This window comes from Nocardia wallacei (assembly GCF_014466955.1).
Lineage (GTDB): Bacteria > Actinomycetota > Actinomycetes > Mycobacteriales > Mycobacteriaceae > Nocardia > Nocardia wallacei.
The window spans coordinates 3,661,838-3,687,892 of the sequence record NZ_AP023396.1 but is presented as its reverse complement, the minus strand read 5'-3'; the positions used below and the strand labels follow the sequence as shown (position 1 = coordinate 3,687,892).

General features: G+C 69.9%; 26 protein-coding genes. 16 read left to right on the top strand and 10 right to left on the bottom strand.

Annotation, left to right across the window (positions count from 1 at the left end; translation table 11 throughout):
- Positions 1–371: 371 nt before the first annotated feature.
- The 5 genes from NWFMUON74_RS16335 to NWFMUON74_RS16315 all read left to right on the top strand — a co-directional run bounded on the left by NWFMUON74_RS16335 (position 372) and on the right by NWFMUON74_RS16315 (position 6,180).
- Entirely contained in the window at positions 372–1,640 is a 1,269-nt protein-coding gene (locus tag NWFMUON74_RS16335) for an MFS transporter (RefSeq protein ID WP_187689208.1), read from the top strand.
- Between the two features lie 99 nt (positions 1,641–1,739).
- Positions 1,740–3,104 (top strand): MFS transporter, encoded by a 1,365-nt coding sequence (locus NWFMUON74_RS16330; protein WP_232111060.1) that lies wholly within the window; start codon positions 1,740–1,742, stop codon positions 3,102–3,104.
- Positions 3,105–3,201: 97 nt separating this feature from the next.
- Positions 3,202–3,861: a response regulator transcription factor gene (locus NWFMUON74_RS16325; RefSeq protein ID WP_187688624.1), complete on the top strand. Its 660-nt coding sequence runs from the start codon at positions 3,202–3,204 to the stop codon at positions 3,859–3,861.
- Positions 3,862–3,865: 4 nt separating this feature from the next.
- A complete protein-coding gene (locus tag NWFMUON74_RS16320) occupies positions 3,866–5,275 on the top strand; it encodes a sensor histidine kinase (RefSeq protein ID WP_187688623.1) in 1,410 nt (469 codons plus the stop codon).
- Positions 5,272–6,180: a TAXI family TRAP transporter solute-binding subunit gene (locus tag NWFMUON74_RS16315; protein ID WP_187688622.1), complete on the top strand. Its 909-nt coding sequence runs from the start codon at positions 5,272–5,274 to the stop codon at positions 6,178–6,180. The genes NWFMUON74_RS16320 and NWFMUON74_RS16315 overlap by 4 nt, the downstream gene beginning before the upstream one ends.
- Before the next feature lie 209 nt (positions 6,181–6,389).
- Here NWFMUON74_RS16315 and NWFMUON74_RS16310 read toward each other — a convergent pair whose 3' ends face one another.
- Positions 6,390–7,469, bottom strand: coding sequence for a Gfo/Idh/MocA family protein (locus tag NWFMUON74_RS16310; protein ID WP_187688621.1), 1,080 nt, complete (start codon positions 7,467–7,469; stop codon positions 6,390–6,392).
- Between the two features lie 91 nt (positions 7,470–7,560).
- On the opposite strand from NWFMUON74_RS16310, the gene NWFMUON74_RS16305 reads away from it, so the two are divergent.
- Together NWFMUON74_RS16305 and NWFMUON74_RS36565 are read left to right on the top strand one after the other, a co-directional pair.
- A complete protein-coding gene (locus NWFMUON74_RS16305) occupies positions 7,561–8,172 on the top strand; it encodes a TetR/AcrR family transcriptional regulator (protein WP_197987024.1) in 612 nt (203 codons plus the stop codon).
- A gap of 219 nt (positions 8,173–8,391) precedes the next feature.
- Complete coding sequence (locus tag NWFMUON74_RS36565) at positions 8,392–10,041, top strand: serine/threonine-protein kinase (RefSeq protein WP_187688620.1); 1,650 nt, start codon at positions 8,392–8,394, stop codon at positions 10,039–10,041.
- A gap of 19 nt (positions 10,042–10,060) precedes the next feature.
- On the opposite strand, the gene NWFMUON74_RS16295 is transcribed toward NWFMUON74_RS36565, so the two are convergent.
- The 3 genes from NWFMUON74_RS16295 to NWFMUON74_RS16285 all read right to left on the bottom strand — a co-directional run bounded on the left by NWFMUON74_RS16295 (position 10,061) and on the right by NWFMUON74_RS16285 (position 12,866).
- Positions 10,061–10,582 (bottom strand): L,D-transpeptidase, encoded by a 522-nt coding sequence (locus tag NWFMUON74_RS16295; protein ID WP_232111059.1) that lies wholly within the window; start codon positions 10,580–10,582, stop codon positions 10,061–10,063.
- A 625-nt stretch (positions 10,583–11,207) separates the two neighbouring features.
- The gene (locus tag NWFMUON74_RS16290; RefSeq protein ID WP_187688619.1) at positions 11,208–12,065 is read right to left on the bottom strand and encodes a P1 family peptidase; all 858 of its coding nucleotides are present in this window, start codon (positions 12,063–12,065) and stop codon (positions 11,208–11,210) included.
- A gap of 57 nt (positions 12,066–12,122) precedes the next feature.
- Entirely contained in the window at positions 12,123–12,866 is a 744-nt protein-coding gene (locus tag NWFMUON74_RS16285; protein WP_187688618.1) for an SCO6745 family protein, read from the bottom strand.
- 225 nt (positions 12,867–13,091) lie between these two features.
- Here NWFMUON74_RS16285 and NWFMUON74_RS16280 point away from each other — a divergent pair, with 225 nt between their 5' ends.
- Together NWFMUON74_RS16280 and NWFMUON74_RS16275 are read left to right on the top strand one after the other, a co-directional pair.
- Entirely contained in the window at positions 13,092–15,341 is a 2,250-nt protein-coding gene (locus tag NWFMUON74_RS16280) for a serine/threonine-protein kinase (protein WP_187688617.1), read from the top strand.
- A gap of 30 nt (positions 15,342–15,371) precedes the next feature.
- Positions 15,372–16,082, top strand: coding sequence for a metal-dependent hydrolase (locus tag NWFMUON74_RS16275; RefSeq protein WP_187688616.1), 711 nt, complete (start codon positions 15,372–15,374; stop codon positions 16,080–16,082).
- On the opposite strand, the gene NWFMUON74_RS36560 is transcribed toward NWFMUON74_RS16275, so the two are convergent.
- Positions 16,020–16,892 (bottom strand): helix-turn-helix transcriptional regulator, encoded by an 873-nt coding sequence (locus tag NWFMUON74_RS36560; protein WP_187688615.1) that lies wholly within the window; start codon positions 16,890–16,892, stop codon positions 16,020–16,022. The two genes, NWFMUON74_RS16275 and NWFMUON74_RS36560, sit on opposite strands and share 63 nt — an antisense overlap.
- A gap of 101 nt (positions 16,893–16,993) precedes the next feature.
- Here NWFMUON74_RS36560 and NWFMUON74_RS16265 point away from each other — a divergent pair, with 101 nt between their 5' ends.
- On the top strand, positions 16,994–17,713 hold the full coding sequence (locus tag NWFMUON74_RS16265; protein ID WP_187688614.1) for an SDR family oxidoreductase: 720 nt from the start codon (positions 16,994–16,996) through the stop codon (positions 17,711–17,713).
- Positions 17,714–17,785: 72 nt separating this feature from the next.
- The gene (locus NWFMUON74_RS16260) at positions 17,786–18,280 is read left to right on the top strand and encodes a phosphoribosyltransferase (protein ID WP_187688613.1); all 495 of its coding nucleotides are present in this window, start codon (positions 17,786–17,788) and stop codon (positions 18,278–18,280) included.
- Positions 18,281–18,349: 69 nt separating this feature from the next.
- On the opposite strand, the gene NWFMUON74_RS16255 is transcribed toward NWFMUON74_RS16260, so the two are convergent.
- The 5 genes from NWFMUON74_RS16255 to NWFMUON74_RS16235 all read right to left on the bottom strand — a co-directional run bounded on the left by NWFMUON74_RS16255 (position 18,350) and on the right by NWFMUON74_RS16235 (position 22,256).
- The gene (locus NWFMUON74_RS16255; RefSeq protein WP_187688612.1) at positions 18,350–18,841 is read right to left on the bottom strand and encodes a peptidylprolyl isomerase; all 492 of its coding nucleotides are present in this window, start codon (positions 18,839–18,841) and stop codon (positions 18,350–18,352) included.
- Positions 18,842–19,071: 230 nt separating this feature from the next.
- Positions 19,072–19,470 carry an SMU1112c/YaeR family gloxylase I-like metalloprotein gene (gloA2, locus tag NWFMUON74_RS16250; RefSeq protein WP_187688611.1) on the bottom strand — a complete coding sequence of 133 codons (399 nt, stop codon included), beginning with the start codon at positions 19,468–19,470 and terminating at the stop codon, positions 19,072–19,074.
- A gap of 185 nt (positions 19,471–19,655) precedes the next feature.
- Positions 19,656–20,537 (bottom strand): fructosamine kinase family protein, encoded by an 882-nt coding sequence (locus NWFMUON74_RS16245; protein WP_187688610.1) that lies wholly within the window; start codon positions 20,535–20,537, stop codon positions 19,656–19,658.
- 8 nt (positions 20,538–20,545) lie between these two features.
- On the bottom strand, positions 20,546–21,331 hold the full coding sequence (locus tag NWFMUON74_RS16240) for a helix-turn-helix domain-containing protein (RefSeq protein WP_187688609.1): 786 nt from the start codon (positions 21,329–21,331) through the stop codon (positions 20,546–20,548).
- A 61-nt stretch (positions 21,332–21,392) separates the two neighbouring features.
- Positions 21,393–22,256 carry an NmrA family NAD(P)-binding protein gene (locus tag NWFMUON74_RS16235; RefSeq protein ID WP_187688608.1) on the bottom strand — a complete coding sequence of 288 codons (864 nt, stop codon included), beginning with the start codon at positions 22,254–22,256 and terminating at the stop codon, positions 21,393–21,395.
- A 118-nt stretch (positions 22,257–22,374) separates the two neighbouring features.
- Between NWFMUON74_RS16235 and NWFMUON74_RS16230 the strand changes: the two genes are divergently transcribed.
- The 5 genes from NWFMUON74_RS16230 (at position 22,375) to NWFMUON74_RS16210 (ending at position 26,049) form a co-directional block, all read left to right on the top strand.
- Complete coding sequence (locus tag NWFMUON74_RS16230) at positions 22,375–23,226, top strand: SDR family NAD(P)-dependent oxidoreductase (RefSeq protein WP_187688607.1); 852 nt, start codon at positions 22,375–22,377, stop codon at positions 23,224–23,226.
- A gap of 63 nt (positions 23,227–23,289) precedes the next feature.
- Positions 23,290–23,799 (top strand): GtrA family protein, encoded by a 510-nt coding sequence (locus NWFMUON74_RS16225; RefSeq protein ID WP_232111058.1) that lies wholly within the window; start codon positions 23,290–23,292, stop codon positions 23,797–23,799.
- Between the two features lie 96 nt (positions 23,800–23,895).
- Positions 23,896–24,684, top strand: a complete 789-nt coding sequence (locus NWFMUON74_RS16220) for an SGNH/GDSL hydrolase family protein (RefSeq protein ID WP_232111057.1) — start codon at positions 23,896–23,898, stop codon at positions 24,682–24,684.
- A gap of 110 nt (positions 24,685–24,794) precedes the next feature.
- Complete coding sequence (locus NWFMUON74_RS16215; RefSeq protein WP_232111056.1) at positions 24,795–25,358, top strand: hypothetical protein; 564 nt, start codon at positions 24,795–24,797, stop codon at positions 25,356–25,358.
- Positions 25,359–25,527: 169 nt separating this feature from the next.
- The gene (locus NWFMUON74_RS16210; RefSeq protein ID WP_187688606.1) at positions 25,528–26,049 is read left to right on the top strand and encodes a copper chaperone PCu(A)C; all 522 of its coding nucleotides are present in this window, start codon (positions 25,528–25,530) and stop codon (positions 26,047–26,049) included.
- Positions 26,050–26,055 lie beyond the last annotated feature (6 nt).

Here is a 26,055-nt window from a genome sequence, read left to right as displayed (position 1 = left end):
GCCGCCGCTGTTGTCGCAGCAGTTGTTCTCGACGGTAGAACGCGCGGGCGGCACGGGCGGGCGGAATCGGCGATTCCGGTGGCGGCCCGACGGCACGCCACGCATGCACAGTTGCCCACCCGAAAACAATGTGATACCAAACACATTGAGCTTCGTCGGTGCCGTTCAGCCCGCCAGTTCAGCCCGCCTTCCCCACCGGCCCGCATCGATAACGCCCCGTTTGCCCGCACCCGCAATCGGGTACCCACGGACTTCGCGCTCGTGTCCACCGCCGGACCCGAGCCGGCCACCACCAGGAACAGGGGAGAGGAGCGCGCGTGACGAGCGCCGACCCGCAACCACAGCAACGCCGATCCGTAGCCGCCGCCGCCATGGGCAACGCCACCGAGTGGTACGACTACGGCGCCTACGCCGCCACCGCCGGATACCTCACAGACGCCTTCTTCCCCGGCAGCCTCGGCACCCTGGGCACGCTGCTCGGTTTCGCGATCTCGTTCGTGCTGCGCCCCCTCGGCGGCATGGTGTGGGGCCCGCTGGGCGACAAGATCGGCCGCAAAGCCGTCCTCGCCACCACCATTCTGCTGATGGCCGGCGCCACCGGCCTGATCGGGCTGCTGCCCAGCCACGCCGGCATCGGCGTCGCCGCCCCGATCCTGCTGATCCTGCTGCGCGTCGTCCAAGGCTTCTCCACCGGCGGCGAATACGGCGGCGCCGCCACCTATCTCGCCGAATCCGTCGACGACCGCCGCCGCGGCTTCATGGGCAGCTTCCTGGAATTCGGCACCCTGTCCGGCTTCATCGGCGGCTCCGCGGTGGTGCTGCTGATGCAGGTACTGCTCGACGACACCCAGATGGACCAGTGGGGCTGGCGGGTGCCGTTCCTGCTGGCCGTGCCGCTGGGCCTGGTCGGCTGGTACCTGCGCAACAAACTCGACGAATCCCCGGTGTTCACCGAGGTCGCCGAGCAACAGCACCCGAAAACCGGCCTGATCGAACTGATCACCAAATACCGCCGCGAACTGCTCACCCTCGGCGGCCTGGTCATCGCCCTCAACGTCGTCAACTACACACTGCTGGCCTACATGCCCACCTACCTGAACAAGACCATCGGCCTGGGCGACTCCCAGACCACCGCCATGGTCCTGATCGGGCAGCTGGTGATGGCGCTGGTGCTGCCGATCTGCGGCGGCCTGTCGGACCTGTGGGGACGCCGCCCGATGTGGCTGTTCTCGCTGACCGCGCTCGCGGTGCTGTCGGTGCCGCTGTACTGGCTGATGGGCCAGGGCCTGGGCTGGGCCATCCTCGGATTCGTGATCCTGGGCCTGCTGTATGTGCCGCAGCTGTCGACCATCTCCGCGACCTTCCCCGCGATCTTCCCCACCCAGGTCCGCTACGCCGGATTCGCCCTGGCCTACAACGTGTCCACCGCCGCGTTCGGCGGCACCGCACCCCTGATCAACGAATGGATCATCGACCGCACCGAATGGCACCTGTTCCCCGCCTACTACATGGTCGGCGCCTGCCTCATCGGCCTGATCGCCTGGTTGTTCCTCCGCGAAACCGTCGGCGCCTCCCTGCGCGGCACCGAGGTCCCGCGCACCGACGAGATCCCCAAGGTGCCCAAGGTCCGAACGTCCTAAGCGACTGTTAGAAAACGGCCGCGACACTGTCGCGAGACCTGTGACTGCCGACACAGTGGTCTGCGAACGATGCGATGCCGCGTCGGGAAGGAGATCCCTGTGCCCACGACACAGCCGAGCCACGGTGCGCCGGGCCGTGGCAGCGAACGCCGAGTCGTCGCCAACGTCCTGCGCGGCTCCATCGGCAACCTCGTCGAATGGTACGACTGGTACGTCTACGCGGCGTTCAGCGTCTACTTCGCCAAAACCTTCTTCCCCCAAGGAGATCCGACCGCGCAACTGCTCTCGACCGCGGCCGTGTTCGCGGTCGGGTTCCTGATGCGCCCGATCGGCGGCTGGGCGCTGGGCCGCTACGCCGACCGATTCGGCCGCCGCGCCGCGCTCACCCTGTCGGTCACCGTGATGGCCGCGGGCTCCCTGCTCATCGCCGCCACCCCCGGCTACCAGAGCATCGGACTGGCCGCACCCGCGATGCTGCTGATCGCCCGCCTGCTGCAAGGCTTGTCGGTCGGCGGCGAATACGCCACCAGCGCCACCTATCTGTCCGAGGTCGCCTCGCAGGGCAAACGCGGCTTCTACTCGAGTTTCCAGTACGTCACCCTCGTAGGCGGGCAACTGGTCGCGCTCGCGGTGCAGATCGTGCTGCAGCAATTCCTCACCACCACGCAACTGGACACCTGGGGCTGGCGCATCCCGTTCGTGATCGGCGCGGCCGGGGCGATCATCGTGATGATCCTGCGCCGCGGCATGGACGAATCCGCGGCCTTCCGCGCCGCCGCCGCACCGGACACCCCCGCCACCGACCCCGGGCGCGGCTCGCTGCGCGTGCTGCTGCAGTACCCGCGCGAATGCCTGCTCGTGGTCGGGCTGACCCTCGGCGGCACCATCGCGTTCTACACCTACACCACCTACATGCAGAAATACATGATCAACACCTCGGGCATCAGCAAATCGACGGTGGCCTGGATCAACTTCTGCGCCCTGCTGGTGTTCGTGGTATTGCAGCCGATCGCCGGCGCGCTGTCCGATCGCGTCGGACGCCGCAAACTGCTGGTGTTCTTCGGTGTCGCGGGCACCCTCGCGACAGTGCCGATCATGACCGTCCTCGGTCACACCACCAACCCCGTCGCCGCCTGGGCGCTGATGATGGCCGCGCTGCTGATCATCACCGGCTACACCTCCATCAACGCCATCGTCAAAGCCGAACTGTTCCCCACCAAGGTCCGCGCCCTGGGCGTCGGCCTGCCGTACGCGCTCACCGCGGCCGTATTCGGCGGCACCGCCGAATCACTGGCGTTGTGGCTGAAGAAGATCGGGCACGAGTCGGTGTTCTTCTGGTACGTCTCGGCGACCATCCTCATCTCGCTGATCACCTACTGGTTCATGCGCGAAACCTCCACCGATTCCCCGATCGACGCGCCCGAGGAACACACCCGCACCACCTACCCGGTCACCACCACCTGAACCGCGCGCTGCCTGTTCCCAGCCCCGACACGGCCGAGCAGGCGGCCGCGACCCCACCCGGTGCGCCGGGACGAACCGATTACGGGAGAATCACACCGTGCAGTTGGCAGTGGTCGAAGACGACGACGGAGTCGGTGACGCCCTGGTGGAGGCGCTCACCGCCCGCGGGCACGACGCCCACCGGCTGCGCCGCGGCGCCGACCTGCTCGTCGCCCACCGCGGCTACGACGCCGTCATCCTCGACCTCGGCCTGCCCGACGCCGACGGCCTGCAGGTCCTGCGCCGGCTGCGCGAAGTCAGCGCCGTACCGGTCGTCATCCTCACCGCCCGCAGCGACGAACGCTCCATCGTGCGCGGCCTGCGCGGCGGCGCCGACGACTACCTCGTCAAACCACCCCGCATCGCCGAACTGCTCGCCCGCATCGACAACGTCACCCGCCGCGCCGCCGCGGCCACCGAACCCGCCGCCCGCATCGTCACCACCGGCGACGTCCGCGTCGACCTCGCCGCCCGCCGCGTCGAAGTCGCCGGACGCCCGATCTCGTTGACCGCCAAGGAATTCGAACTCGTCCAAGCACTCACCGAACGCCCCGGCGCAGCGGTCAGCCGCCAGCAACTGATGGACCGCATCTGGGGCGACGCGTTCGTCGCGGTCTCCCGCAGCCTCGACGTGCACATGACCGGCCTGCGCCACAAACTCGACCGGCCCGGCCTGATCACCACCATCCGCGGCTACGGCTACCGCTGGGGCGAGTGAGCCCATGCGGCGACGCGTCCTCACCGCCCTCACCGTTTTCGCCACCATCGCGGTCCTCGCCTTCGCCGTGCCACTGTGCCTGACCACCGCGACCAGCCGCACCCAGCAACTCGTCCTCGCCCGCACCGGCGACGCCGAATGGTTCGCCGCCCTCGCCGACGCCGCGGCCGCCACCGGCGACACCCGCGCCCTCACCGTCGAAGCCGGCCGCTACCACCAGCTCTACGGCGAGAACATCCTCGTCGTCGACGCCCGCGGCGCCACCCTCGCCGGCGCGGGCGTCGACTCCGGCAGTCCCGCTGTCGTCGCCGCACTCGCCGCCGCCCGCCGCAACCAGCGACCCGCCCCGGTCGCGCAGCTGATGCCGTGGAGCCCGGCCACAGTGCTCATCGCCCGGCCCGTCGGCAGCGGCGTACAGGTCAACGGCGCGGTCCTCATCCAGGCCTCCACCGGGCCCGCCCGCACCGACATTCTGCGCACGTGGGGCATCGTGGCCGGTGGCGCTGTCGCGGCGATGGTGTTGTTCATGGCGCTGGCGCTGGCGCTGTCCCGCTGGGTGCTGCGACCGCTGGCCGAATTGTCCCGCGCCGTGGAGAAACTCACCGCCTCCCTGCCCAAGCCGCGGCCCGAAGCCGTCGACCAGACCGTCCTCACTCGCCGGCACGGCGGGCCGCCGGAGATCCGCGCCGTCGCCGCGTCGTTCGACGCGATGGCGCTGGCCGTCGCCGATTCCGCCGAGGCGCAGCGCCAGCTGGTCGCCGATACCGCACACGCGATGCGTAACCCGCTCGCCGCCTTGACCATTCGCCTCGACTCGCTCGAACCCGCCATCCCCGAGCACGCGGCCGGCACCTTCCGCGGCGCGACCGCCGAGGTGGAGCGGCTCACCCGGCTGCTCGACGGGCTGCTGACCCTCGCGGTCGCCGAGGCCACCACCGAATTCGATCCGGCCGAGCCCGCCGCCGGGTGTGACGCGGTGCAGGTCGCCCAGGATCGCGCCGATGCCTGGCGCAGCGCCTTCGACCACGCCGGGCTCACCCTCACCGTCGAGGCGGCCGGTCCCGTGGACGCCGCCGCCGACGCCGCCGCCCTGGCGCAGATCCTCGATGTGGCGCTGAGCAACTCGTGCCGCTACGCCGGACGCGGCGCGCACACCCGGCTGGTGGTGACCGGCACCGCCGAGACGGCGACGCTGACGGTCACCGATGACGGCGCCGGGGTGCCCGCCGGGGAACTGGACCGGCTCACCACCCGCTTCTTCCGCAGTTCCACCGCGGCCGCGGGCGGCTCGGGACTCGGACTGCCCATCGCCGCCGCGCTGGTCAAGGCCCGCCAGGGCAGCTTGCGGATCGAGCCGGTGCATCCGCACGGACTCGCGGTGACCGTCGAACTGCCCGCGGCGGCGCCGTCGTGAACCGGCGCGGATTCCTCTGCGCCACCGGCATTCTCACCGCCGGGGCGCTGACCGGCTGCGACGGGGACGGCACACCGACCGTGCGGGTGGCTGCGGGGGAGGTGGGCGGCTTCTACCACGCGTTCGCCGAACTGCTCGCCCGCGCCGCGGCCGGAACCGTCCACATCGAGCCGGTCACCACCACCGGATCGTTCGCCAATCTCGCCCTGCTCGACCGGGGCGAGGTCGATGCGGCACTGGCGCTGGCCGACTCGATCGACGCCGACCCCGACCGCGGACGGCTGCTGGCCATCGGGCGCGTCTACGAGAACTACCTGCAATTCGTCGTCCGCGACGCCAGCGGTATCCGCAGCGCGGCGGAGCTGCGGGGCGCACGCATCAGCCTGGGCGCGCCCGGTTCCGGCGCCACGTTCACCGGCGACCGGCTGCTGCGCGCCGCCGGGCTCGAGCCCGGACGCGACGTCGAGATCACCCACCTGGCGTTGCGCGACGCCGTCACCGCACTCGGCGACGGGTTCATCGACGCGCTGCTGTGGGCCGGTGGCGTCCCGACACCAGCCCTCGACGTGCCGCAGGCGCTGCGTCTGCTCGACCTCGGCGACCTCGCCCAGCCCATGCGGGACCGGTTCGGCTACCTCTACGACCGGGTCACCATCCCCGCCGACGCGTATCCGGGCGCGGCGGCGGTGCGGACCATCGGCGTCGCCAATCTGCTCGTCACCACCGGAGCACTGCCCACGCGGGCCGCCGCCGCGCTGACCGAGTTACTCATCACCCGCCCCGACGAGCTGGTGCCCGCGGAGGCGGCGGGGACGCAGTTCCTCGATGTGCGGTCGTTGATCGGCACCGACGGGGTGCCGTTGCATCCTGGAGCGGTCCCGGTATACCGCCGCCATCACGGCTGAGTGCGGGCGTGGACCTCGAGAGGCCCGAGCCGCAACCCAATTACAGAACCGTCACTGTGACGTTTAGCGTGCTGGGGCTGGGGGGTTTGCCGTAGCATCGGCCGAATTCCGGGCGGATATGGCGTAGCTGCTGGTCAGTGGGTGGGGAAGTGCCGGATCCGCCGCCGGCATCGCCCGCGCCTGCGGAGTTCAGCGGGGGACCGTGCTGGCTACGAGACGCGCCGAACGATTCCATCGGCTGCCGATTGTTCGATGGCGGCCAGGAGGCGGTGGTGGCGCAGGGCGGTCTCGAAGCTGGGATGCGGTTGTCGGGCCTCGGCGATGGCTCGAGCGACCTCCTGGTAGAGGGCTGCGATGTTGGCCGGTGGGCCGGACTGGACGCTGGCAGGGACGGTCCGGTAGGTGGCGGGCATGGCCAGGGTCTCCTCGCCGATCCGGATCTCCCAGTCGCCCCAGTGGATGAATGTCCCGGGCTGGGTCGGGGTGGCGGTCAAGGTGGCGTCGCTGCCGACGAGTTCCAGGCGGAACCCGTACCGGGCGGGTCCATTGCCGCCGTGCACGGCGACCGACGCGGTGGCGCCGCCGGCCAGTTGTCCGTGCAGCAGCACGTGGCTGGGTGTGGCGTTGGGCACTGTCTGCTCGGTCCCGGCGATGAGCACGCGGTCGTGCATGCGGGGCAGCCGTGCGGAGACTTCGGTCAGCGGGCCCGCGACACGTTCGAGCGCGGCCAGGAAGTGACCGGCCATGATGGTCAGGATGTTGGTTCCCGTCGAAGGGTCGAGGCCGAACACGAGGTCCGGCCATATTCGACTGCCACCCCAGGGGGCGCCCTCGGCCACCAGCGCGACCGATTCGAGTGTGCCGATCCGGCCGTCGGCCAGCAGGTCGGTGACGAAGCGGGCGCTCGGGGAGTGGTGGCCCTGGAGAACGACCGCGTGAACGACGCCGGCCGCGGCAGCGGCCTCGGTCAGCTCCTCCGCTTCGTCGGCGTCGATGCCCAGCGGCCACTCGGACACGACGTGCTTGCCGGCGTCGAGCGCTGCTTTGATCACGGCAGCATGCCCGGACGCCTTCACCGACACGACGACCAAGTCGACCTCAGGGTGCACGACGAGTTCGCCCGCGCCGGCGAAGGCGTGCCGTACGCCGTGAGCGGCCGCCGCCCGGTCCGCGCTGGACTGGCTGGTGGTCGCGACTGCGGTCACCTCGAACTCCTCGAGCGCTCCGAGCGCGGGCAGGTGCGAGTTATCCGCCCAACCGCTGGCCCCGACAACTCCGACTCGGATCATGGTTTCCGCTCCCTAGTTCTGTACCTTTCGGTAAGAAACTAAACGGCCCGACCTCCTCGCACAAGGGGTAATGTACCGATAGGTAAAAAACATGGAGAGGGCCACGGAGGACTACATGCCCGGCGGACGCCCACGCTCGTTCGACGCAGACACCGCACTCGACCGCGCACTGGAGGTGTTCTGGCGCAACGGCTTCGAAGGCACCTCGCTGGCCGAGCTGACCGCCGCCATGGGCATCAACAAGCCCAGCCTCTATGCCGCCTTCGGCAACAAACAAGAACTGTTCGGCAAAGTCCTCGCCCGTTACCTCGACGGCCCCGGCGCCTACGCCGCCGACGCGCTCAACGCGCCCACCGGCCGCGAAGTCATCGAACGGCTGATCCACGGAGCCGTCGACCTGACAGCAGGCGACAGCACCCCCCACGGTTGCTTGTGCGTCAAGACCGTTCAAGCCTGCGGACCCGACGCGCACGCTGTACACCAGGACGCCGTCACGGTGCGCAAAGCAGGCGAGGCAGCACTGCGCCGACGACTCGAACAGGCCACCGACCTGCCGACCCGCCAGCAACCAGCCGTCCTGGCCGCACTCGTCCACACGATCTCGGACGGCATCGCCGTCCAGGCCGCGGCCGGGCGCAGCCGCGACGAACTGCGGCAGGTGGCCCACTCAGCGCTGCGCGCCCTCTTGGACGAAGCCACATAGACCTCCACCGTTCGGTATGCGCCACGACATCGTCATCGATTCGGCCTCCGGCTCCGCGTAGTTGGTCGACGGCGAGGCCGATACCCCTGCGGTCCAGGCGGTAACAGCCCGGGGGAGTGCGCGCCCGCCCGGAGTTGCGCGACCGTAGTGCGCTCGTGTGGGATCAGGAGCACGCCGGGCACGCACCGGCAGCAGGACCGGGGAAGGAAACGTTCACAGATGCGCCCACTGGAACCCGATGACCCGACCACCATCGGGCAGTACCGGCTACTCGGCATCCTCGGCGCCGGCGGCATGGGACGCGTCTACCTCGGACGCAACAGCGGCGGCCGCACCGTCGCGGTCAAAGTGGTCCGCCCCGACCTGTCCGGCGACACCGAATTCCGCACCCGCTTCCGCCGCGAGGTCGCCGCCGCCCGCCGCGTCGCCGGACCCTACACCGTGCCCGTCCTCGACGCCGACCTCGACACCCCGCGCCCCTGGCTCGCCACCGGATTCGTCTCCGGCCTGTCCCTCAGCGACGCCGTCGACGGCTACGGCCCCCTGCCCGAGCCCGCGCTGATCACCCTCGCCACCGGCCTGGCCCGCGCACTGGTCGACATCCACGCCACCGGGCTGGTCCACCGGGACCTGAAACCGTCCAATGTGCTGCTGGCCGTGGACGGCCCGCGCGTCATCGACTTCGGCATCGCCCGCGCCGCCGACGACACCGCCCTCACCACCACCGGCAAGATCATCGGCTCCCCGGGCTACATGTGCCCCGAGCAGATCACCGGCACCGCCCCCGCCGGGCCCGCGGGCGACGTCTTCGCGCTCGGCGGCCTGCTGGTCTACGCCGCGACCGGCACAGGCCCGTTCGGCAGCGGCGACTCGGTCGCCATGCTGTGGCGCGTCGTCCAGGAACCGGCCCGCCTCGACGGCGTCCCCGACCGCCTCCGCACCCTGGTGGCAGCCTGCCTGGACAAAGACCCCGAATCCCGCCCGGCCCCAGCCGATCTCGCCGCCCGCCTCGCCCCGCTCGGCGCCGCCGACACCCGCGGCTGGCTGCCCGCCCCGATCCTCGAGGACATCAGCCGCCGCGCCATCGCCCTGCTCGATCTCGAAATCGTGGCACCGGCCGTCGACACCCCACCGGCCCCGCTCGTCGCCCACCCCGCCACCGGCGGCTCGAACCAGCCCACACCGAACCCCACCACCCGACCGCACCCGGACACCCCACCACCCGCCGCGAATCCCGCTGCGCGCCAACCGCCTCCGATCGGCGCCCCCGCACACCCCGGGACCACGATCCGCCGCGACCTCCCGCCGCCACCGCCCGCACCCCGCCCCAAACGCACCGCCCTCATCGCCGCCACCACAGCCGCCGTGCTGGCCGCCGCGGGCACCATCAGCGGCATCCTCGCCTACAACCACGACACCCGCGCCACCGACGCCACCCGCACGACGGCCGATACACCCGGATCCGCCGGAGCGGAAACCTCCGGCGACTCCGAAACACCCAGCCCCGCAACGTCTTACAGCACGCTGCCGCGCGACTACGTCGGCACCTGGAAGGGCACCGCGACCGACGGAATCGTCGTCTACACCATCGTCGTCGACCTGAACAACGGCAGCGTCGGCGACGAGCTGGGCACCGCCAGCAACACCAGCCGCACCAGCGGCCAGAAGTGCGAACGCGCCGAAACCCTGACCGCTGCCACCTCGGACGAGATCGCGCTGCAGGCCCGCCTCACCGCCGGCGACACCTCGGCGCTCGGCTGTCAGGACGATGGGAACTGGTCGAAGCTGCGGCTCGCACCGGACGGCAGCGTCGACTACCGCATGCAGGGCATCATCGGCGATATCGCGGGCACCTTACGCAAGAATTGACCCCGCCGCCCGTTTCCGCTCACACCACGAGTTCGAAGATATCGCCCGGGTTGACGTGGTTGTACAGAGCTTCGGCGCCGTCGGGGGTCATGCGGATGCAGCCGTGGGATTGTTCTTCGATAGGCCCGATGTGGGTGGCTATGTCGCCGTTGAAGAACACCGCGAAACGCATTTCCGCGTTGTGCATGGTGCTCCAGTGGTAGATCTTCTTGAATGCGGCGCGGAATACGCCCGGGGGAGTCTCATATCCCGGGCGGCCGTGGGAGATCGGGGTGGGGCCGAAAACCACCTTGCCGTCGCCGTCGAGCAGCCAGGCCTCGTTCGTGGACAGGCGCATGCACACCTTGGCGCCCGCCTGCGTGCACGGCGCGACCACGGGAGCGGGCGGGACCAGCGGCTCGACCCCGGGGATGTCGGGCCCGCCGGGCCACAGCGGGGCCGCCTGCGCGGGCCCGGCGAGCACCAGCCCCGCCGAGGCCACACCCACACCGACACACATCGCCGACCGTGCCGTCCATCCGAGGTAACGCTTGCCGCTCATCGAGTCACCGACCTCTCTAGCCATAAAACCCGCCGCCGGGCAGGTGGCAGGATATCTCGAGCATCACAAACAATCCGTCGAGCGCAATCCTAATCCGCCACCACCGGCCCCCGATCACAATTGATACCCACCCGAGACCTTCCCGAGCACGTCGATTTCCGAGAACGACACAGACAGTCCGGCCGCGGCAATTACCGGAATTGCACCCATCATTACGTCACTGTGACGAATAGCGGAGAGCGGGTTTTATCGGGGGATCGAGGCATTGTGAGGCCCCGAAGGGGGTCTGACAACCGCACCGAAAAATTTCCCGCCGAAGCCCGGACCGACCGAAAAGATCTTGAACCGAGGTTCACGATGCCACCCACCGAATCCCGCATCAGCCACGCCTACACGAACGGAGCACGGAGCCCGGCCGGACACGGGGTGCAGCCACCGAACATCCTGCAACACAACACATTCAACCCTCAGCACCCGCCCCGTTGCCGCGCCGATAATCGACATTATGTCAAGTAAGACCAAGGGCTCGTCGTCCGGAGCCGCTCCCTCACGGTGGCGCTGGCCCGCACGTCCGATCCGCATTCGGCGAGTGCGCAGTCGCTCATCGTCCGGAGCCGCTCCCTTCTCAGCCGCCGAGGGAACGGATGGCGGCCGTGACCGCGGACAGGGCCATCAGGCGCACGGTGTCGACGTGGGCGGGGACCTCGCCGGTTGCCGCGGCGACGAAGGCGTCACCGTCGAAACGGGTGTGCGGCGGGGTGAGCGCTCGCGACAGGCCGTCGTGGGCGCCCTGGGCGACGATGCGGCACGATGGCTTGTCGAGGCGGGCGTTGGTGAGAACCGCGCCGATGGTGGTGTGGGTACGGGCGAAATCGAAGACCTGCTCGAACACCGCGACCGAATCCAGCGCGACCGGCGCGGTGCCGTCATCGATGTCGCCGAACGCGTTGACCGCGCACAGCGCCCCGACCACGAGCTCGCCGTGCCGGAGTTCGCGATACGCCAGCCCGCCGGGGCGGCGGCCGCCCGGGCCGAGCCACTGCGAGGTGTAGGCGCCCGTACCGGCGCCGATCCGGCCGTGCAGCACCGGGTCACTCGAAACCGCTTGTGCCGCCGCGTATCCGGAGTCGGCGGTCGGCCGGGCGGCGGGGTCGCCGGCGGCCAGGTCGAACAGCGCGAGGGTCGGCACCACCGGCACGGGACCCGCCGGAGTCGGGACGCCACGCCCCTGTTCCTCGAGGTAACGCAGAACACCGTCCGCCGCGGCCAGACCGAACGCCGACCCACCGGTCAGCACGATCGCGTCCACGGCCAGCACCGACTTGTCCGGCGCCAGCGCGTCGAGTTCACGTGAGGCGGGCGCCCCGCCCCGCACCTCACAGGAGGCGACGGTGCCCGGCGGCAGGACCACCGCGGTACACCCGGTCTCACCGACCGTATCGGTCCAATGCCCCACCCGCACACCGGTTATGCCGATCCCCACACCATCCTCCGTTCCCCGGGCCGCGGCCCACGAGCGGCCACCGATCACCAGACACCATCATCCCCGGCCGAAAACCGCGGCGTGCGCCTCGTTCAACAGCCGGACCAGCTCACCTGACGCCTTCTCGTCCAAGACCGCGAAGGCGGGCGCGATCAACTCGTCGGTGAGCGCTTCGGCCGCGGCCCACCGCTCCCGATGATCGGCGGTGATCTCGGGGAACGGTTCCGGCCAGCCGAACAGGCGGGCCTGCTCGGGGCCACTGTGACGCGGGGAGCCGGAGATGAGCACGGCATGCTGCGGCGCCAGGCCGTGAGCGCGTACCGCCAGCAGATGCAAGCCGCCGCGCAATTCCCGCAGCACGTGGATCAACTGCAGCGTGCGAGCGGAAGCGTCGGCGGCCCGCGGCAACGCCCGCCACCCCGCGAACAGCGGCACCCCGGCGACATCGGCCGCATCGGCCACCGACCCCAGCAGTTCCGCCAACGGCGCCGCGCCCTCGAACTCCGCCAGCTTGCGCCGACCGAACTCCTGGCATGCCGTGAGATAACCGGCGGCGGCCTCGGCGGCGGGCAGCCGCACCGATTCCCATGCGGCACGGATGGTTTGCGGCCGGAAGAACCCGAACGCCGCCGCGACGACATCGGCATCCACCTCCCCCAGCACGCCCCCGCGGCCGCGCGTATACGGGCCGATGAACCCGTCCACACCGGTCGCGGCGCCGAACGCCTTCGCCTCGCGGGAGAACATGAACCCCCCACCGATCTGCTGAATGTGCTCTTTCACCGCGGCGGCGACCGTCACGCGCCAACCCCTTTCTCCGGCAACCCGACTCGCCGCAGCATAACTCGCCGCACGCCCCGCCGCGCCCGGGAACAAAGGGCTTGCACACCGCCCGCAAACCACCGGATGATGACGGGACGATATCCCCCACCGCGTAACGGAATCGGCACACCACCGATGACCGCCACAAGTGATCGAATATCCTCGGGGCCGGGCCCGGGAACTTCCACTTCGAAGCGAGCGACGATGGATGACGACCTCGGCGCGACCGCACCCGACCCCGGTGCCGACCGCGCTACGGCAACGCAAACCGCGTTGACGAGCCTGGTTGCCCTGTTCTCCGAACAATGGCAAGCCACCGGCACACCCCCGGACCTGTCCGCGCACCTGCCCACCGAACCCGCCCTGCGCCGCACCGCCCTCATCGAACTGATCAAAGTCGACCTGCAGGAACGCTGGCAACGCGACGACGACGCCCCCCGCCTCGCCGACTACCGCGACCGCTACCCCGAACTGGCCGCCGCACCCCTGCCCCCGGACCTGATCTACGAGGAGATCACCGCCCGCAGCCGCCGCAACGACATCGACCTGAGCGAATACGAGCAGGACTACCCCACCCAGATGGCCCGCATCACCGAGGGATTCGACGTCGACGGCCTGCGCACCACCATGCTCGCCGACCCCACCGCCCTCGACGCCCTCGACACCATCAACCCCGGCGCCACCATCGACGACTTCGACCTACTGCTCCCCCTCGGCCACGGCGCCTTCGCCCGCGTCTTCCTCGCCCGCCAGCGCTCCCTCGGCCGCCTCGTCGCCGTCAAGATCTCCCACGACCGCGGCACCGAACCCCAGACCCTGGCCCAGCTCGACCACGACCACATCGTGCGCGTGTTCGACCAGCGCCAGATCACCGACCAGCACCTCAAACTCATGTACATGCAGTACGTGCCCGGCGGCACCCTGCTCGGCGTGCTCCGGCTGCTGCGCCGCACCCCACCCGAACGCCGCTCCGGACGACTGCTCCTCGAAGCCGTCGACGCCGCCGCCACCACCGGCGGCGTCCTCGAACCCCAGCCCTCCGCCACCCGCGCCGAACTCGAACGACTCACCTGGCCCGAAACCGTCGCCTGGCTCGGCAGCCGCCTCGCCGCCGCCCTCGACTACGCCAACCATCGCGGCGTCCTGCACCGCGACATCAAACCCGCCAACGTCCTGCTCACCGCCGACGGCCTGCCCAAACTCGCCGACTTCAACATCAGCTTCAGCCGCCACCTACCCGGCGCCAACCCCGTCGCCTACTTCGGCGGCTCCCTGCCCTACATGGCACCCGAACAACTCGAGGCCTGCCACCCCCAGAGCTCCACCACCGCCGCCGACCTCGACACCCGCAGCGACCTCTACGCCCTCGCCGTCGTGCTGTGGGAACTACTCACCGGACAGCTCCCCTTCGACGACGAACACGGCGCCGGCGAAACCGAACACTCGCTGCAGGCCATGATCCGACGCCGACGCGCACCCATCACACCGGCCACCGAGGCCACCCTGCCCGACGACTGCCCCGCCGTGCTCCGCCACGCCCTGCTCACCTGCCTGTCCCCCGACCCCGCCGACCGCTACGCCAGCGGCCTCGAACTCGCCCACCAACTCGAACTCAGCCAGGACCGCGCCGCCCGCGACCTCGTCGACCCACCCGCCCACAGCCTGCGCGCCCGCCTCAAGATGCGGCCCATGCCCGTGGTCACCCTGTCCAGCCTGCTCGGACAGCTACTCGGCGGCATGTACCTGGCCGCCCACAACATCGGACTCATCCGCCACGAACTCGGCGCCGACGCCGCCGACCACATCACCCGCCTGGGCTACCTGCTCATCGTCATCGCCTACCCGCTGGCCATCGCCCTGCTGCTCTACTGGTGCCGGCTGGTGCTGCTGGTCTCCGTCGGCCTGCGCCGCGGCAGACAATTCGATCCACCCACCCTCGCCAAGGCCCGCGGCGACACCCTCGCCTGCGGCGACCGCATCGCCGTGGTCACCTTCGCCGGCTGGATCGCCGCCATGGGCATCTTCCTGGTCAAACTGCACTCCCTGGGCACCCTGCCCGTCGGCGTCACGATCAACCTCATCGCCTCCAACCTCGTCGCCGCCGCCGTCGCCGTCGTCTACACCTACTTCCCCGTCACCTTCTTCATGCTGCGCTGGTACTACCCCGGCCTCGTCGCCGCCGGACACACCACCACCGACGACCTCACCCGGCTGCACCGCCTCGTGCGCCGCAGCCGCGTGTATCTCGGTGTCGCCGCGTCGGTTCCACTCGTCGGCGTCCCCGCCGGACTCGTCTTCCTCACCGCCCACCAGCAGCAGCTCGTCCTCGGCACGATCGTAGGTCTCTGTGTCGGAGGGCTTTTCGCGTTCGCCGTCGCACTGCGCGCCTTCTACGCCCTCGAATCCGACCTCAACGCACTCGACCGCATCGTCGACCCCCGCACCCACGGCTGAGCACCGACCAAGATCGGCTAACCTGCCACAGTGCTAGGACATTCACACGCGACCAGTGGCGCACTGGCCTGGGCGGGAGCCGCTGCGGTGCTACCACTTTCGATCCTGACCTACCCCGTACTGCAGAACGGCCACCTCCGCACCGTCGACCTGCTCATGGGCACCTTCCTCACCGCCGGCGCCGCCCTGCTCCCCGACGCCGACCACCCCAACGGCACCATTTCCCATGTCCTGGGCCCCATCTCGCACACCGCCTGCCGACTCATCTCCGCCATCTCCGGCGGACACCGCCACGCCACCCACTCGCTGGCCTTCGTCGTCGCCGCCGCCCTCGGCACCTGGGCCGGCGAACACTGGATCGGCCGCTGGTTCACCCTCGGACTCGTGTTCTTCCTGCTCGCACTCGCCCTGCGCGCCCTCAACCTGTGCCCACCCGGCGAAAGCTTCCGCTCCTACTTCTCCATCACCGTGCTCGCCGTCGCCGGCACCTTCGCCATGGACCACTGGATCACCGACAAACCGTCCTGGTTGCCGTTCTCCGTCGGCCTCGGCGCCCTGGCCCACCTGCTCGGCGACTGCCTCACCGACCGCGGCTGCCGACTGCTGTGGCCGTTCAAACCACGCTTCAGCGTGCCCATCATCGACCGCACCGGCAACAAGGTCGAAACCTGGGTCATCTCACCACTTTTCGTGCTCGGCACGCTCGCCGTGCTCTGGTACATCGTCACCCACCAGCCCTAGCAGGGCCACCGCATCGCGATCCGGGCCGTCCGGCGCGGCCTGGAACGCCACGAACCGCTGACCGTCCGGCGCGGTGAGAATCTCCGACGTCAACGCGAACCGCCCCACCGCCGGGTGCCGGAACACCCGCCGCGAACCCCGCTTCGTACGCACGTCGTAATGCGCCCACAACTGCGCGAACTCCGCACTGGCCGCACCCAGTTCCCCCGTCAACGCCGCCAGCCCCGGCGACGCCGGATCAGCACCCTGCACCGTCCGCAGATGCGCCACACAGTCTTTCGCCATCGCCTCCCAATCCTCGAACACCACCCGCGCCGCCGTATGCACGAACACATACCGAACCAGGTTGCGCCGCACCGGCTCCCACTCGGTGATACCCGACAGCAGGCGCAGCCCCTCCGGATTCGCCGCCAGCAGATTGCTCAACTGATCGAGCACGAACGCCGGCGTCGGACGCACCGACTCCAGCAACACCACCAACCCCGGCCGCGCCGCCACCGGCGCCCGCCGCGCCGACGCCCGGCGATCCGCCACCGCCCGCGCCAATCGGTACAGATGCGCGCGCTCGTCCTCGTCCAGCCGCAACGCCGCCGCCAGCGCGTCCAGCACCGCCAGACTCGGATTCGTATCCCGCCCCTGCTCCAACCGGATGTAGTAGTCCACACTCAACCCCGCCAGCGACGCCACCTCCTCGCGCCGCAAACCCGGCGTCTGCCGCCGGCCCGTCCCCGGTGGCAACCCCACCTGCTCCGGCCGCACCCGGCCACGACGGGCCCGCAGGAAATCCCCCAGCACACGACGCTCACTCACCCGACCAGTCTGCCTCCACCCGCAGCTCCCGGGGTGGCCCCGCCAGGACCAGGCCACACACGGCCTCCTCAGCACCCCCCGCTGCCGCGACAGTCGACGCCATGACCGATACCTCCCACACCCTCATCATCGGCGGCGGCTCCGGCATGGGCCTCGCTCTCGCCGCCCGGCTCCTCACCGCGGGCCACGACGTCACCATCGCCGGACGCTCCACCGCCCGCCTCGACACCGCAGCCACCACCCTCGGCGGCGGAAACCGCCTGCACCGCAAGCAGGTCGACATCGCCGACGAGACCTCCGTCCGACGCCTCTTCGCCGACAGCCCCACCCTCGACCACGTCGTCGTCACCGCCGCCGACATGAGCACCGGCTACGGCCCCCTGCGCGAATTCGCCCTCGCCGACGCCCGCACCGTGGCCGACATCAAAATCCTCGGCCCCTGGCTCGTCGCCAAACACGCCGCACCACTGCTCACCGGCTCGCTCACCGTCACCTCCGGCATCGCCGCCTACCGGCCCGCCGTCGGCGGCACCATGGTCGCCACCGCCAACGCCGCGCTCGAAGGACTCGTCCGCGCCCTCGCCCTCGAACTCGCCCCGATCCGCGTCAACGCCGTCTCCCCCGGCTGGGTCGACACCCCCATCTGGACCCAATTCGCCGCAGACGCCAAGGACGAACGACTCGCCGCCATGGCCCAGCGACTCCCCGGCGGCCGCGTCGGCCGCCCCGACGACATCGCCGCCGCCTTCCACGCCGTCATGACCAACGAATTCCTCACCGGCACCGTGCTGCACGTCGACGGCGGACACCGCCTCGTGTAACGCCGGTCGATCCGGCACGGCCGCATCCCGCGTGGTCTAAGTTCGTCCCATCGACCACCGAAAGGGGCGCCCGTGCCGGATCGGGAAGAACTCACCTGGGACCTGTTCGGCTCCGCGAGCCGCGAACTCGCCACGCAGGTCGCCGCCGACGGCTTCGAACCCGATCTCATCCTGTCCATCGCCCGCGGTGGGCTCTTCGTCGCCGGCGCCCTCGGCTACGCCCTCGACGTGAAGAACCTGCACGTCATGAATGTCGAGTTCTACACCGGCGTCGACCAGCGCCTCGACCTGCCCGTCATGCTGCCGCCCGTCCCGCAGGCCGTCGACCTCGCCGGCGCTCGCGTCCTCGTCGCGGACGACGTCGCCGACACCGGCGCCACCCTCGAACTCGTGCGCGACTTCTGCATCGACAAGGTCGCCGAGGTCCGCTGCGCCGTCATCTACCAGAAGCCACGCTCGGCAGTCGACTGCGAATACGTGTGGCGGCGTACCGACCGCTGGATCAACTTCCCCTGGTCCGTACAGCCGCCCGTCGTGAACCACACCGCCCGCGTCCTCGACGCCTGACCAACCCCCGAACACACCGAGGGCGGCCGCCGCACCACCGTGCGACAGCCGCCCTCTCCGACGACGGACTCAGACCAGCTGAGCCGACACGATCGTGATCGGCTCCACCGGCACATCCTGATGGCCCGACCGCGAACCGGTCTTCACACCATCGATCGAATCCACCACGGCCGTGCCGTCCACGACCTTGCCGAACACCGCATAACCCCAGCCATCCTGACCCGGATGGTTGAGGAAGCCGTTGTCGGAGGTGTTGATGAAGAACTGCGCACTCGCCGAATGCGGATCGGAGGTGCGGGCCATCGCCACCGTGTACTTGTCGTTGCGCAGCCCGTTGTTCGCCTCGTTCTCCACCCGGTTCGGCGCCGGCTTCTGCTGCATGTCCGCGGTCATACCGCCGCCCTGCACCATGAAGCCGGAAATCACCCGGTGGAAAATGGTCCCGTCGTAGTGACCGGCCTTCACGTAATCCACGAAGTTGGCGACCGTCTTCGGCGCCTTCGTCTCGTCGAGCTCGAGTGTGATGTCCCCGGCTGAGGTTTTCAGCAGCACATTGGTCATCCGGACATCGTATGGGAGCCGTCTCCGATCCGGGCGCGCGCCCACGATGCTGTTCGCGGACAGTCGGTTCGGTCCGGTCACCAGCCGGAGGGACTCCCTCGTCTGGGCTGGTGGTGATGTGTGCGTTGGTGAGTTTGCCGATGATCGTGGCAGCACGAACATTCCTGGACAGATTTGCATGCATAAATTCGCATGTCTACATCTAGGTATGAATATTCAAGCCTCCTTGATCAGGCGTCGTGCCCGACCTCGTACAACTCCAGCGGCAGATCGTCGGGATCGAAGAAGAAGGCGAACCGCTTCCCCGTGTACTCGTCGACCCGCACCTCCTCGGCCGGCACTCCCCTACCCCGCAACTCGGCGAGCGCCGCCACCACATCGGGCACCGCGAAGGCCAGATGCCGCAGCCCGCGGGCCTCCGGCCGCGACGGCCGCGCCGGCGGGTCCGGAAACGAGAACACCTCCAGCTGACCGCCGTCCGGCAGCGCGAGATCGAGCTTGTACGAACGACGTTCGGCCCGGTAGTGCTCCCCCAGCACCCGCAGGCCCAGGACTTCGGTATAGAAAGCCTTCGATCGTTCGTAATCGGAGGCGATGATCGCCACGTGGTGGATCCGGCGCAGGTCCATGCGCCGACGCTAACCCATGTCCAGCCGTCGGCAGCCCCCTCCTTCGTCGGTGCTGGTTTTGGGAGTGACTGCGTCGTTGGGCGGCTTGGGCCATGAACGTCTTTAATGCATAGATGCGCATATGCCCATTTAGGTATTTTTTCATTGTCGATACCGGCAGATTTCGAGGGATCGGTTCGACCCGGTCAGATTCGCAGCGCCGACTCGGCTGCCTCCAGGGTCATCCCCCGGTACGAGCCGCCGAACAGCACCACGTGCACGAGTAGCGGATACAGCTGGTGGAGTGGAACGCGTTGGCGCCAACCGGGTTTCAGGGGGCTCACCTCCCGGTAGGCCGCGTGGATCCGGTCCAGGTGGGGCGCGCCGAACAGGGCCAGCATGGCGAGGTCGGTCTCGCGGTGACCGCCGTGGGCGGCCGGGTCGATCAGCCGTACACCGTCCGCTGTCCACAGCAGATTCCCCGACCAGAGGTCGCCGTGGACGCGACTCGGTGGCTCCGGATCACCGGCCAGGCGGTCGATGTCTCCGATCACGCGTTCGAGCAGGCGTAGGCCCGCGCTGCCCAGCACCGGTGCGGCGGCCGGGAGCAGCGGCGCCAGCCTGCGGTCGGCATACCAGCGGCCCCACTCCCCTGTCGTCAGCGAATTGTCTTGCGGCACAATCGCGATGAAGCCCCGCCAGGGCGCGCCGAAGGCTCCGGGACGGGACTCGTGCAGTGCGGCGAGGGCCCGGCCGAACGTCTCGGCCGCGGCCGGATCGGGCGCGGTCTCGTCCAGCCAGGGCAGCACGAGCGTCCGGCCGTCCTCCCCCAGCACCGGCGGTACCAGGCCGTCGCGGGCGCCCTCCCCCAGCCAGCGCAAGCCGTTCGACTCCGCGCGCAATGCCTGTCCGGCAGCGGCGTCCGGTGCGCCGGTGGCCGCTTTCACGAAGACGGCGCGGCCGTCGGAGAGGCGCGCACGGTGCAGTGACCACGCGTGCCGGTGGCCGAGGTCCGAGATCTGCGCCACCTCGACGCCGAGCAGGTCGTGTACGCGGGCGGCGGTTCGCTCATGGGCTCGATTGTCCATGCGCCGCGCTAGCTGATCGGCGAGTTGTCGCGCAGGTATCGGGCCGTGGCGGGATCGGCGGGAAAGAAGGATTCGATGGCCAGTTCCGCCACCGTCACGTTCATGGGGGTACCGAAGACCGTCATGGCGCTGAGGAAGGCGAGATCGGCGCCGTGGTGGCGCAGGCGCAACGGGACCACGGCCTGTTCGGGTTCGGGGAGGCCGGGCGGGTGCTCGCCGCCCGGGTAGGCGCGCATTTCGGTGCGCAGGGCAGCGAGGTGCGCGGAGCCGGTGATCTCGATCTGGCGTTGCAGGCGTTCGAACAGGTGGCCGCGCCATTCGGCGAGGTTGATGATGCGTGGGGCGAGGCCGTCGGGGTGCAGGCTCAAGCGCAGTGCGTTGACCGGCGGGGTGAGCAGTTCGGGCCCGATGCCCTCGAGGAACAGGCCGGCGCTGGCGTTGGCGTCGACCATGTTCCAGTGCATGTCGACGGCGAGTGCGGGGTGCGGTTCGTGGCCGACGAGGATCTGGCGCATGGCGGTGCGGACGGGCTCCATCTGCGGGGTGTCCAATCCGGGTTCGGCGTAGACGGGTGCGAAGCCGGCGGCGAGCAGGACCCGGTTGCGTTCGCGCAGTGGGATTTCCAGTTCCTCCGACAGGTGCAGGATCATCTGGCGGCTCGGGGTGGCGCGGCCGGTTTCGATGAAACTGAGGTGGCGGGCGGAGGTTTCGGCGCGGCCGGCCAGTTCCAGTTGGCTGAGGCGGCGGGTAACTCGCCAATGCCGGAGCAGGTCGCCTGCGGTCTGGGTTTGCACGTGCTCGATCGTACGGAGACCGGTGCGTGGCGACGATTACCCGTGAGGTAACCGGGGTGGGTCAGCGGGAGCGGTGGGCGGCGAATTGGGCGAGGGTGGTCGGCGGGTGGCCGCCGTATTTCTCGATCTCGGGAGTGACCTGGTAGAGGCCGGTGCCTTCGCCGAGGAGGCGGAAGATCTCCCACAGTTTCGACAGGTGTTCGGCGGCGTGGGCGGAGCCGTAGAACTCGAGTGCCCAGCGGCGCCAGTGGTCCGGGGGTGTGTCGGTGTAGGTGCGGCCGAGCAGGCGGGCGGCCTCGCCGATGGGGAGGACGTCGCCGGTGAGCAGCAGTACGGATGCGGCGGGGCGGTCGGGGTCGGCGAGTAGTCCGGCGGCGACGCGGGCGACATCGGTGGCGGCGATGAGTGGCAGGACGGTGGTGGGTGGGCCCATCGGCATGGTGAGGCGGGTGCCGTCGCCGGTGTCGGCGATCCGGGCGAGGTTTTCGTGGAAGACGGCGGCGCGCAGGTGGATGGCGCCGATGCCGGCCCAGTCGAGGATTTGCTCGGCGACCCAGTGCTGGCGCATGCGGGGGGTGAGGGCCTGTGGGCCGGCGGCGAGTTGGGAGACGGCGACGGCGCGGCGGACTCCGGCGTCGCGGGCGGCGACGGCGAATGCGCCTGCGGCGTCGACCAGTCCGTCGAGGACGGGATAGGTGAAGTAGGCGTGCTGGACGCCGTCGAGGGCGGCGCGGGTGATGGCGATGTCGCGCAGGTCTCCGACGACGACTTCGGCGCCGAGGGCGCGCAGTGGGCCGGTGCGGTCGTCGTCGGTGTGGACGAGGGCGCGGACGGGGATGCCGCGGCCGAGCAGGAGGGCGGTGAGGTGGCGGCCGGTGGAGCCCTGCGGTCCCCCGGCGGCGCCTGTGACGAGTACCGGCTCCATGCGCTCACAGTACCGGCCGGGGCTGCGGCGCAGGGCGTTTCGGCGGGTAACGGTGCCGGTAGGGGGTGGTCGCGAGGTGCGGTACACCGGGCGGCTGGATCTGGCATGGTGGGTGGGTATGAAGACGATCCTGATCACGGGGGCGACGTCGGGCATCGGGTTGGCGGCCGCGCGGCAGCTCGCCGCGGGGGGCGATCGGCTGGTGCTGGTGGGGCGGAATCCGGAGAAGCTCGCGGTGACGGCGGAGCGGGTGCGGGCGGCCGGGGCCGGTGCGGTGGATACGCTGGAATGTGATGTGTCGTCGCTGGATTCGGTGCGGCGGCTGGCGGCCGCGGTGCTGGAGACGTGTCCGCGGCTGGATGTGCTGGCCAATAACGCGGGTGGCTTCTTCTGGCGGCGGACGGAGACCTCGGAGGGGGCGGAGTCGACGTTCGCGACCAATCATCTCGGTGGTTTTCTGCTGACGGAGTTGTTGCTGGAGCGGTTGGTGCGCAGTGCGCCGGCGCGGGTGGTGTTCACGTCGTCGGTGATGCATTACGGGGTGTCGTTGGATGTGGACGATCTGGGTTGTGCGCGTGGGTATTCGGGGCAGCGGGCGTACAGCCGTTCGAAGCTGGCGAATGTGTTGTATGTGCGGGAGTTGGCGCGGCGGTCGGCGGGGACGGGGGTGACGGTGAACGCGTTTCATCCGGGCGCGGTGTCGACGGGGATCTGGGATGCCGCGCCGTGGTTCGCGAAGCCGGTGATGGAGGTGTTCAAGCGGGTGTTCCTGGTGTCGGCGGAGGAGGGTGGCCGGCGGTTGACGTATCTGGCTTCCGCGCCGGATCCGGCGGCGGTGACGGGTTGTTATTTTCAGCGGGATCGGGTGAAGGCGCCGTCGCGGGTGGCGCAGGACGATGCGCTCGGGGATCGTTTGACGGCGGTGTGCGCGGAGTTGGCCGGGTTGCCGGAGCGGTCGTCGCCGCGGTGAGCTGTGGGGCCGGGCGGGGTCGCTGGTCGGCGCGTGGCGGCGAGCGCGGTTAAGGTGGGTGCCGTGTCGCTGGTGCAACCCGTCCTCGATCGGCTGCCGGAAGCCTATCGCGCTGTTCTCGTCCGGCATCAAGAGTTGATGAAGTTCGCGGTGGTCGGTGCGGTCACCTGGTTCGTCGATACCGGTGTGGTGTACACGCTGAAATTGACCGTGCTGCAGGACAAGCCGTTGACGGCGCGGGCGTTCGGTGTGCTGATCGCGACCATCGTGTCCTACATTCTGAATCGGGAGTGGTCGTTCAGTGCGCGGGGCGGGCGGCAGCGCCATCATGAGGCGGCGTTGTTCTTCGCGGTGAGCGCGCTGGGTATCGCGGTGACGTTGGTTCCGCAGGCGATTTCGCTGTATGTGTTCGATATCCGGGTGCCGCGGGTGAGTGCGGCGACGCAGGCGGTGGCGAATTTCGTCACCGGGCAGATTCTGGGTGTGCTGTTGGCGATGGCGTTCCGGTTCTGGGCGTTGCGGCGGTATGTGTTCCCGGAGGATCTGCGGGCGGCGGAGCTGGAGTTGCTCTGAGTCGGTTTCCGTCATGCGTTGGTGTGCCGGTGTATCCGCGTTGTTCGCGCGGCGGTCGTACGATGTCGTGCCGCAGGGGCTTCGCGGGAGGTGCAGGTGACGTCGGATATCGCAGTGGCGCGGCCGGTCGGGCGTTTCGTCGCGTTGGGTGACAGTCAGACCGAGGGTATCGGTGATCCGGACGGCCGGGGTGGGCATCGGGGCTGGGCCGATCGGCTGGCGGGTCTGCTGGCGGAGTCGTGTCCGGAGTTGATGTATGCGAATCTGGCGGTGCGGGGTCGGCGGGCGGCGCAGATCCGGGCGGAGCAGTTGGGTCCGGCGGTGGCGCTGGTGCCGGATCTGGCGGCGGTGGTGGCGGGGATGAACGATCTGATTCGGCCGCGGTTCGATCAGGAGGCGGTGCTGGCGGATATCGATGCGATGTTCGCGGCGCTGACGGGTGTGGGGGCGCGGGTGGTGACGTTCACGTTTCCGGATATCGGTGGGGTCGCGCCGATCGTGCGGCCGTTGTCGGCGCGGGTGCGGGCGATGAATGCGCGGATGCGGGAGTTGGCGCGGCGGCCGGGGGTGCTGCTGGTGGATTTCGAGCCGGTGGCCGCGACGACGGATCGGCGGGTGTGGGCGGAGGATCGGTTGCATCTCAATCCGCTGGGTCATGATCTGGTGGCGCGGGCGGTGGCGGACAGGCTGGGTGTGCCGGGTGCCGACGGTGGGTGGCGGCAGCCGTTGCCGCCGGTGCGGCGGGAGTTGGCGGAGTCGGTGGCGGCGGAGTTGCGGTGGGTGGCGTTTCATATGGCGCCGTGGATCGGGCGGCGGTTGCGTGGGGTGTCGTCGGGGGCGGAGTTGACCGCGAAACGTCCGGGGTTGCTGCCGGTTTCGGACTGATGCCGCCGGTTCGGACTGATGCCGTGGTGTGGTGGTGGCCGGCGTGCGGTGTGGGCAGGGCCACGGTCCCGGCGGGTGGAGCGGGCCGGCGCGGACCTTAGGATGAGCGGGTGCGGTCGACGATGGATCCTGCGGCGCGGTTGCGTGGTGCGTCGGTCGGGGCCGCGTCGGGGGCGGTGAGCGTCGCGGCGCACGCGTTGGGCGGCGGTGCGGTGCCGGTGGATTCGGCCGCGGTGCCGCTGCTGGTGGCGGCGTGTGCGCTGACGGGTGTGCTGGTCGCCTCGGTGGGTACCGGGTTGGCGCGGTTGATGGTGTTGCTGGGGGCGGGGCAGGCGGTCGGGCATGCCGCGCTGTCGGTGGCGCCGGAGCATTGTCATCGGCCGGGGTTCGCTCCGGCGATGCTGGTCGCGCATCTGGTGGCGATTCCGGTGGGGGCGTTGCTGATTCGTGGCGCCGAGGTGGCGCTGGGCCGGGTGCTGTCGAGGGTGCGGCGGCTGGTGGTGGCGCTGGGGGCGGTTCCGGCCGTTGCCGCTGCGGTGTGGCGGGTGGTCGAGGGTGTTCGTGTTGTCTCGGCTAGGCGTCTGCTGTGGAGTTCGGGGGTCGGGCGGCGGGGGCCGCCGCGGGGTGCGGGCGTTCTTCCTTTCTCTCACCGTTTCGCGGGCGTGGTTGCCTGAGGCACTGTGTTCGACAGTGCGCGGTTGCGCGCTGTTCGACAGTGCGCGGTTGCGTGCTGTTCGGTGCTGAGCGCGTGCAGGTGGTGCGTCTCGGCATGGGGTGCGCGGCGGCAGGTCGTGCGCCCGGCGCGGACGGTGATCCTCCCTCACCTCGACAAGGAGTTTTCTCATGTCTGTTCTCAGCTTTTCGCGCGTGGCCGGTGTGGCTGTGGCGCTGGCGGTTCCGCTGTCGGCCGGATGTTCCTCGGGTGACGGCGCGGCGCCGGTGTCGCAGGCGGCGGCGGTGGCGATTTCCGATCAGTGGATCAAGGCGGCCGATCAGGGCATGTCGGCGGCGTTCGGCGAGATCGCCAATGCGTCGGATGCCGAGGCGCGCATCGTCGACGCGACCAGTCCGGCGTCGGCGCGGATGGAGATTCACGAGACGGTGGGTCTGGACGGGCAGAAGATGATGCGGCCCAAGGCCGGTGGCCTGGTGGTGCCGGCGCATGGGAAGGTGGCGTTGGCGCCGGGTGCGGATCATCTGATGTTCATGGATCTGACGGGGCCGTTGCGGACCGGTGCGGAGGTGCCGGTGACGGTGAAGTTCGCGGATGGTTCGAGTACGACGTTCACCGCTCGGGTGCGTGATTTCCCGGGCAACAAGGAGAACTACGTGCCCGACGCGAGCCCGGCCGGGCACGGTGGCTGAGTCGAG

Bases quoted from the DNA above. Each gene is read 5' to 3' on its own strand.
- NWFMUON74_RS16255 (WP_187688612.1), bottom strand. From the start codon at position 18,841: ATGACCAATGTGCTGCTGAAAACCTCAGCCGGGGACATCACACTCGAG.
- NWFMUON74_RS16210 (WP_187688606.1), top strand. From the start codon at position 25,528: ATGTCTGTTCTCAGCTTTTCGCGCGTGGCCGGTGTGGCTGTGGCGCTG.
- NWFMUON74_RS16310 (WP_187688621.1), bottom strand. From the start codon at position 7,469: ATGATCCGAGTCGGAGTTGTCGGGGCCAGCGGTTGGGCGGATAACTCG.
- NWFMUON74_RS16335 (WP_187689208.1), top strand. From the start codon at position 372: ATGGGCAACGCCACCGAGTGGTACGACTACGGCGCCTACGCCGCCACC.
- NWFMUON74_RS16265 (WP_187688614.1), top strand. From the start codon at position 16,994: ATGACCGATACCTCCCACACCCTCATCATCGGCGGCGGCTCCGGCATG.
- NWFMUON74_RS16295 (WP_232111059.1), bottom strand. From the start codon at position 10,582: ATGAGCGGCAAGCGTTACCTCGGATGGACGGCACGGTCGGCGATGTGT.
- NWFMUON74_RS16320 (WP_187688623.1), top strand. From the start codon at position 3,866: ATGCGGCGACGCGTCCTCACCGCCCTCACCGTTTTCGCCACCATCGCG.
- NWFMUON74_RS16230 (WP_187688607.1), top strand. From the start codon at position 22,375: ATGAAGACGATCCTGATCACGGGGGCGACGTCGGGCATCGGGTTGGCG.
- NWFMUON74_RS16305 (WP_197987024.1), top strand. From the start codon at position 7,561: ATGGAGAGGGCCACGGAGGACTACATGCCCGGCGGACGCCCACGCTCG.
- NWFMUON74_RS16280 (WP_187688617.1), top strand. From the start codon at position 13,092: ATGGATGACGACCTCGGCGCGACCGCACCCGACCCCGGTGCCGACCGC.
- NWFMUON74_RS16235 (WP_187688608.1), bottom strand. From the start codon at position 22,256: ATGGAGCCGGTACTCGTCACAGGCGCCGCCGGGGGACCGCAGGGCTCC.
- gloA2 (WP_187688611.1), bottom strand. From the start codon at position 19,470: ATGGACCTGCGCCGGATCCACCACGTGGCGATCATCGCCTCCGATTAC.
- NWFMUON74_RS16245 (WP_187688610.1), bottom strand. From the start codon at position 20,537: ATGGACAATCGAGCCCATGAGCGAACCGCCGCCCGCGTACACGACCTG.
- NWFMUON74_RS36565 (WP_187688620.1), top strand. From the start codon at position 8,392: ATGCGCCCACTGGAACCCGATGACCCGACCACCATCGGGCAGTACCGG.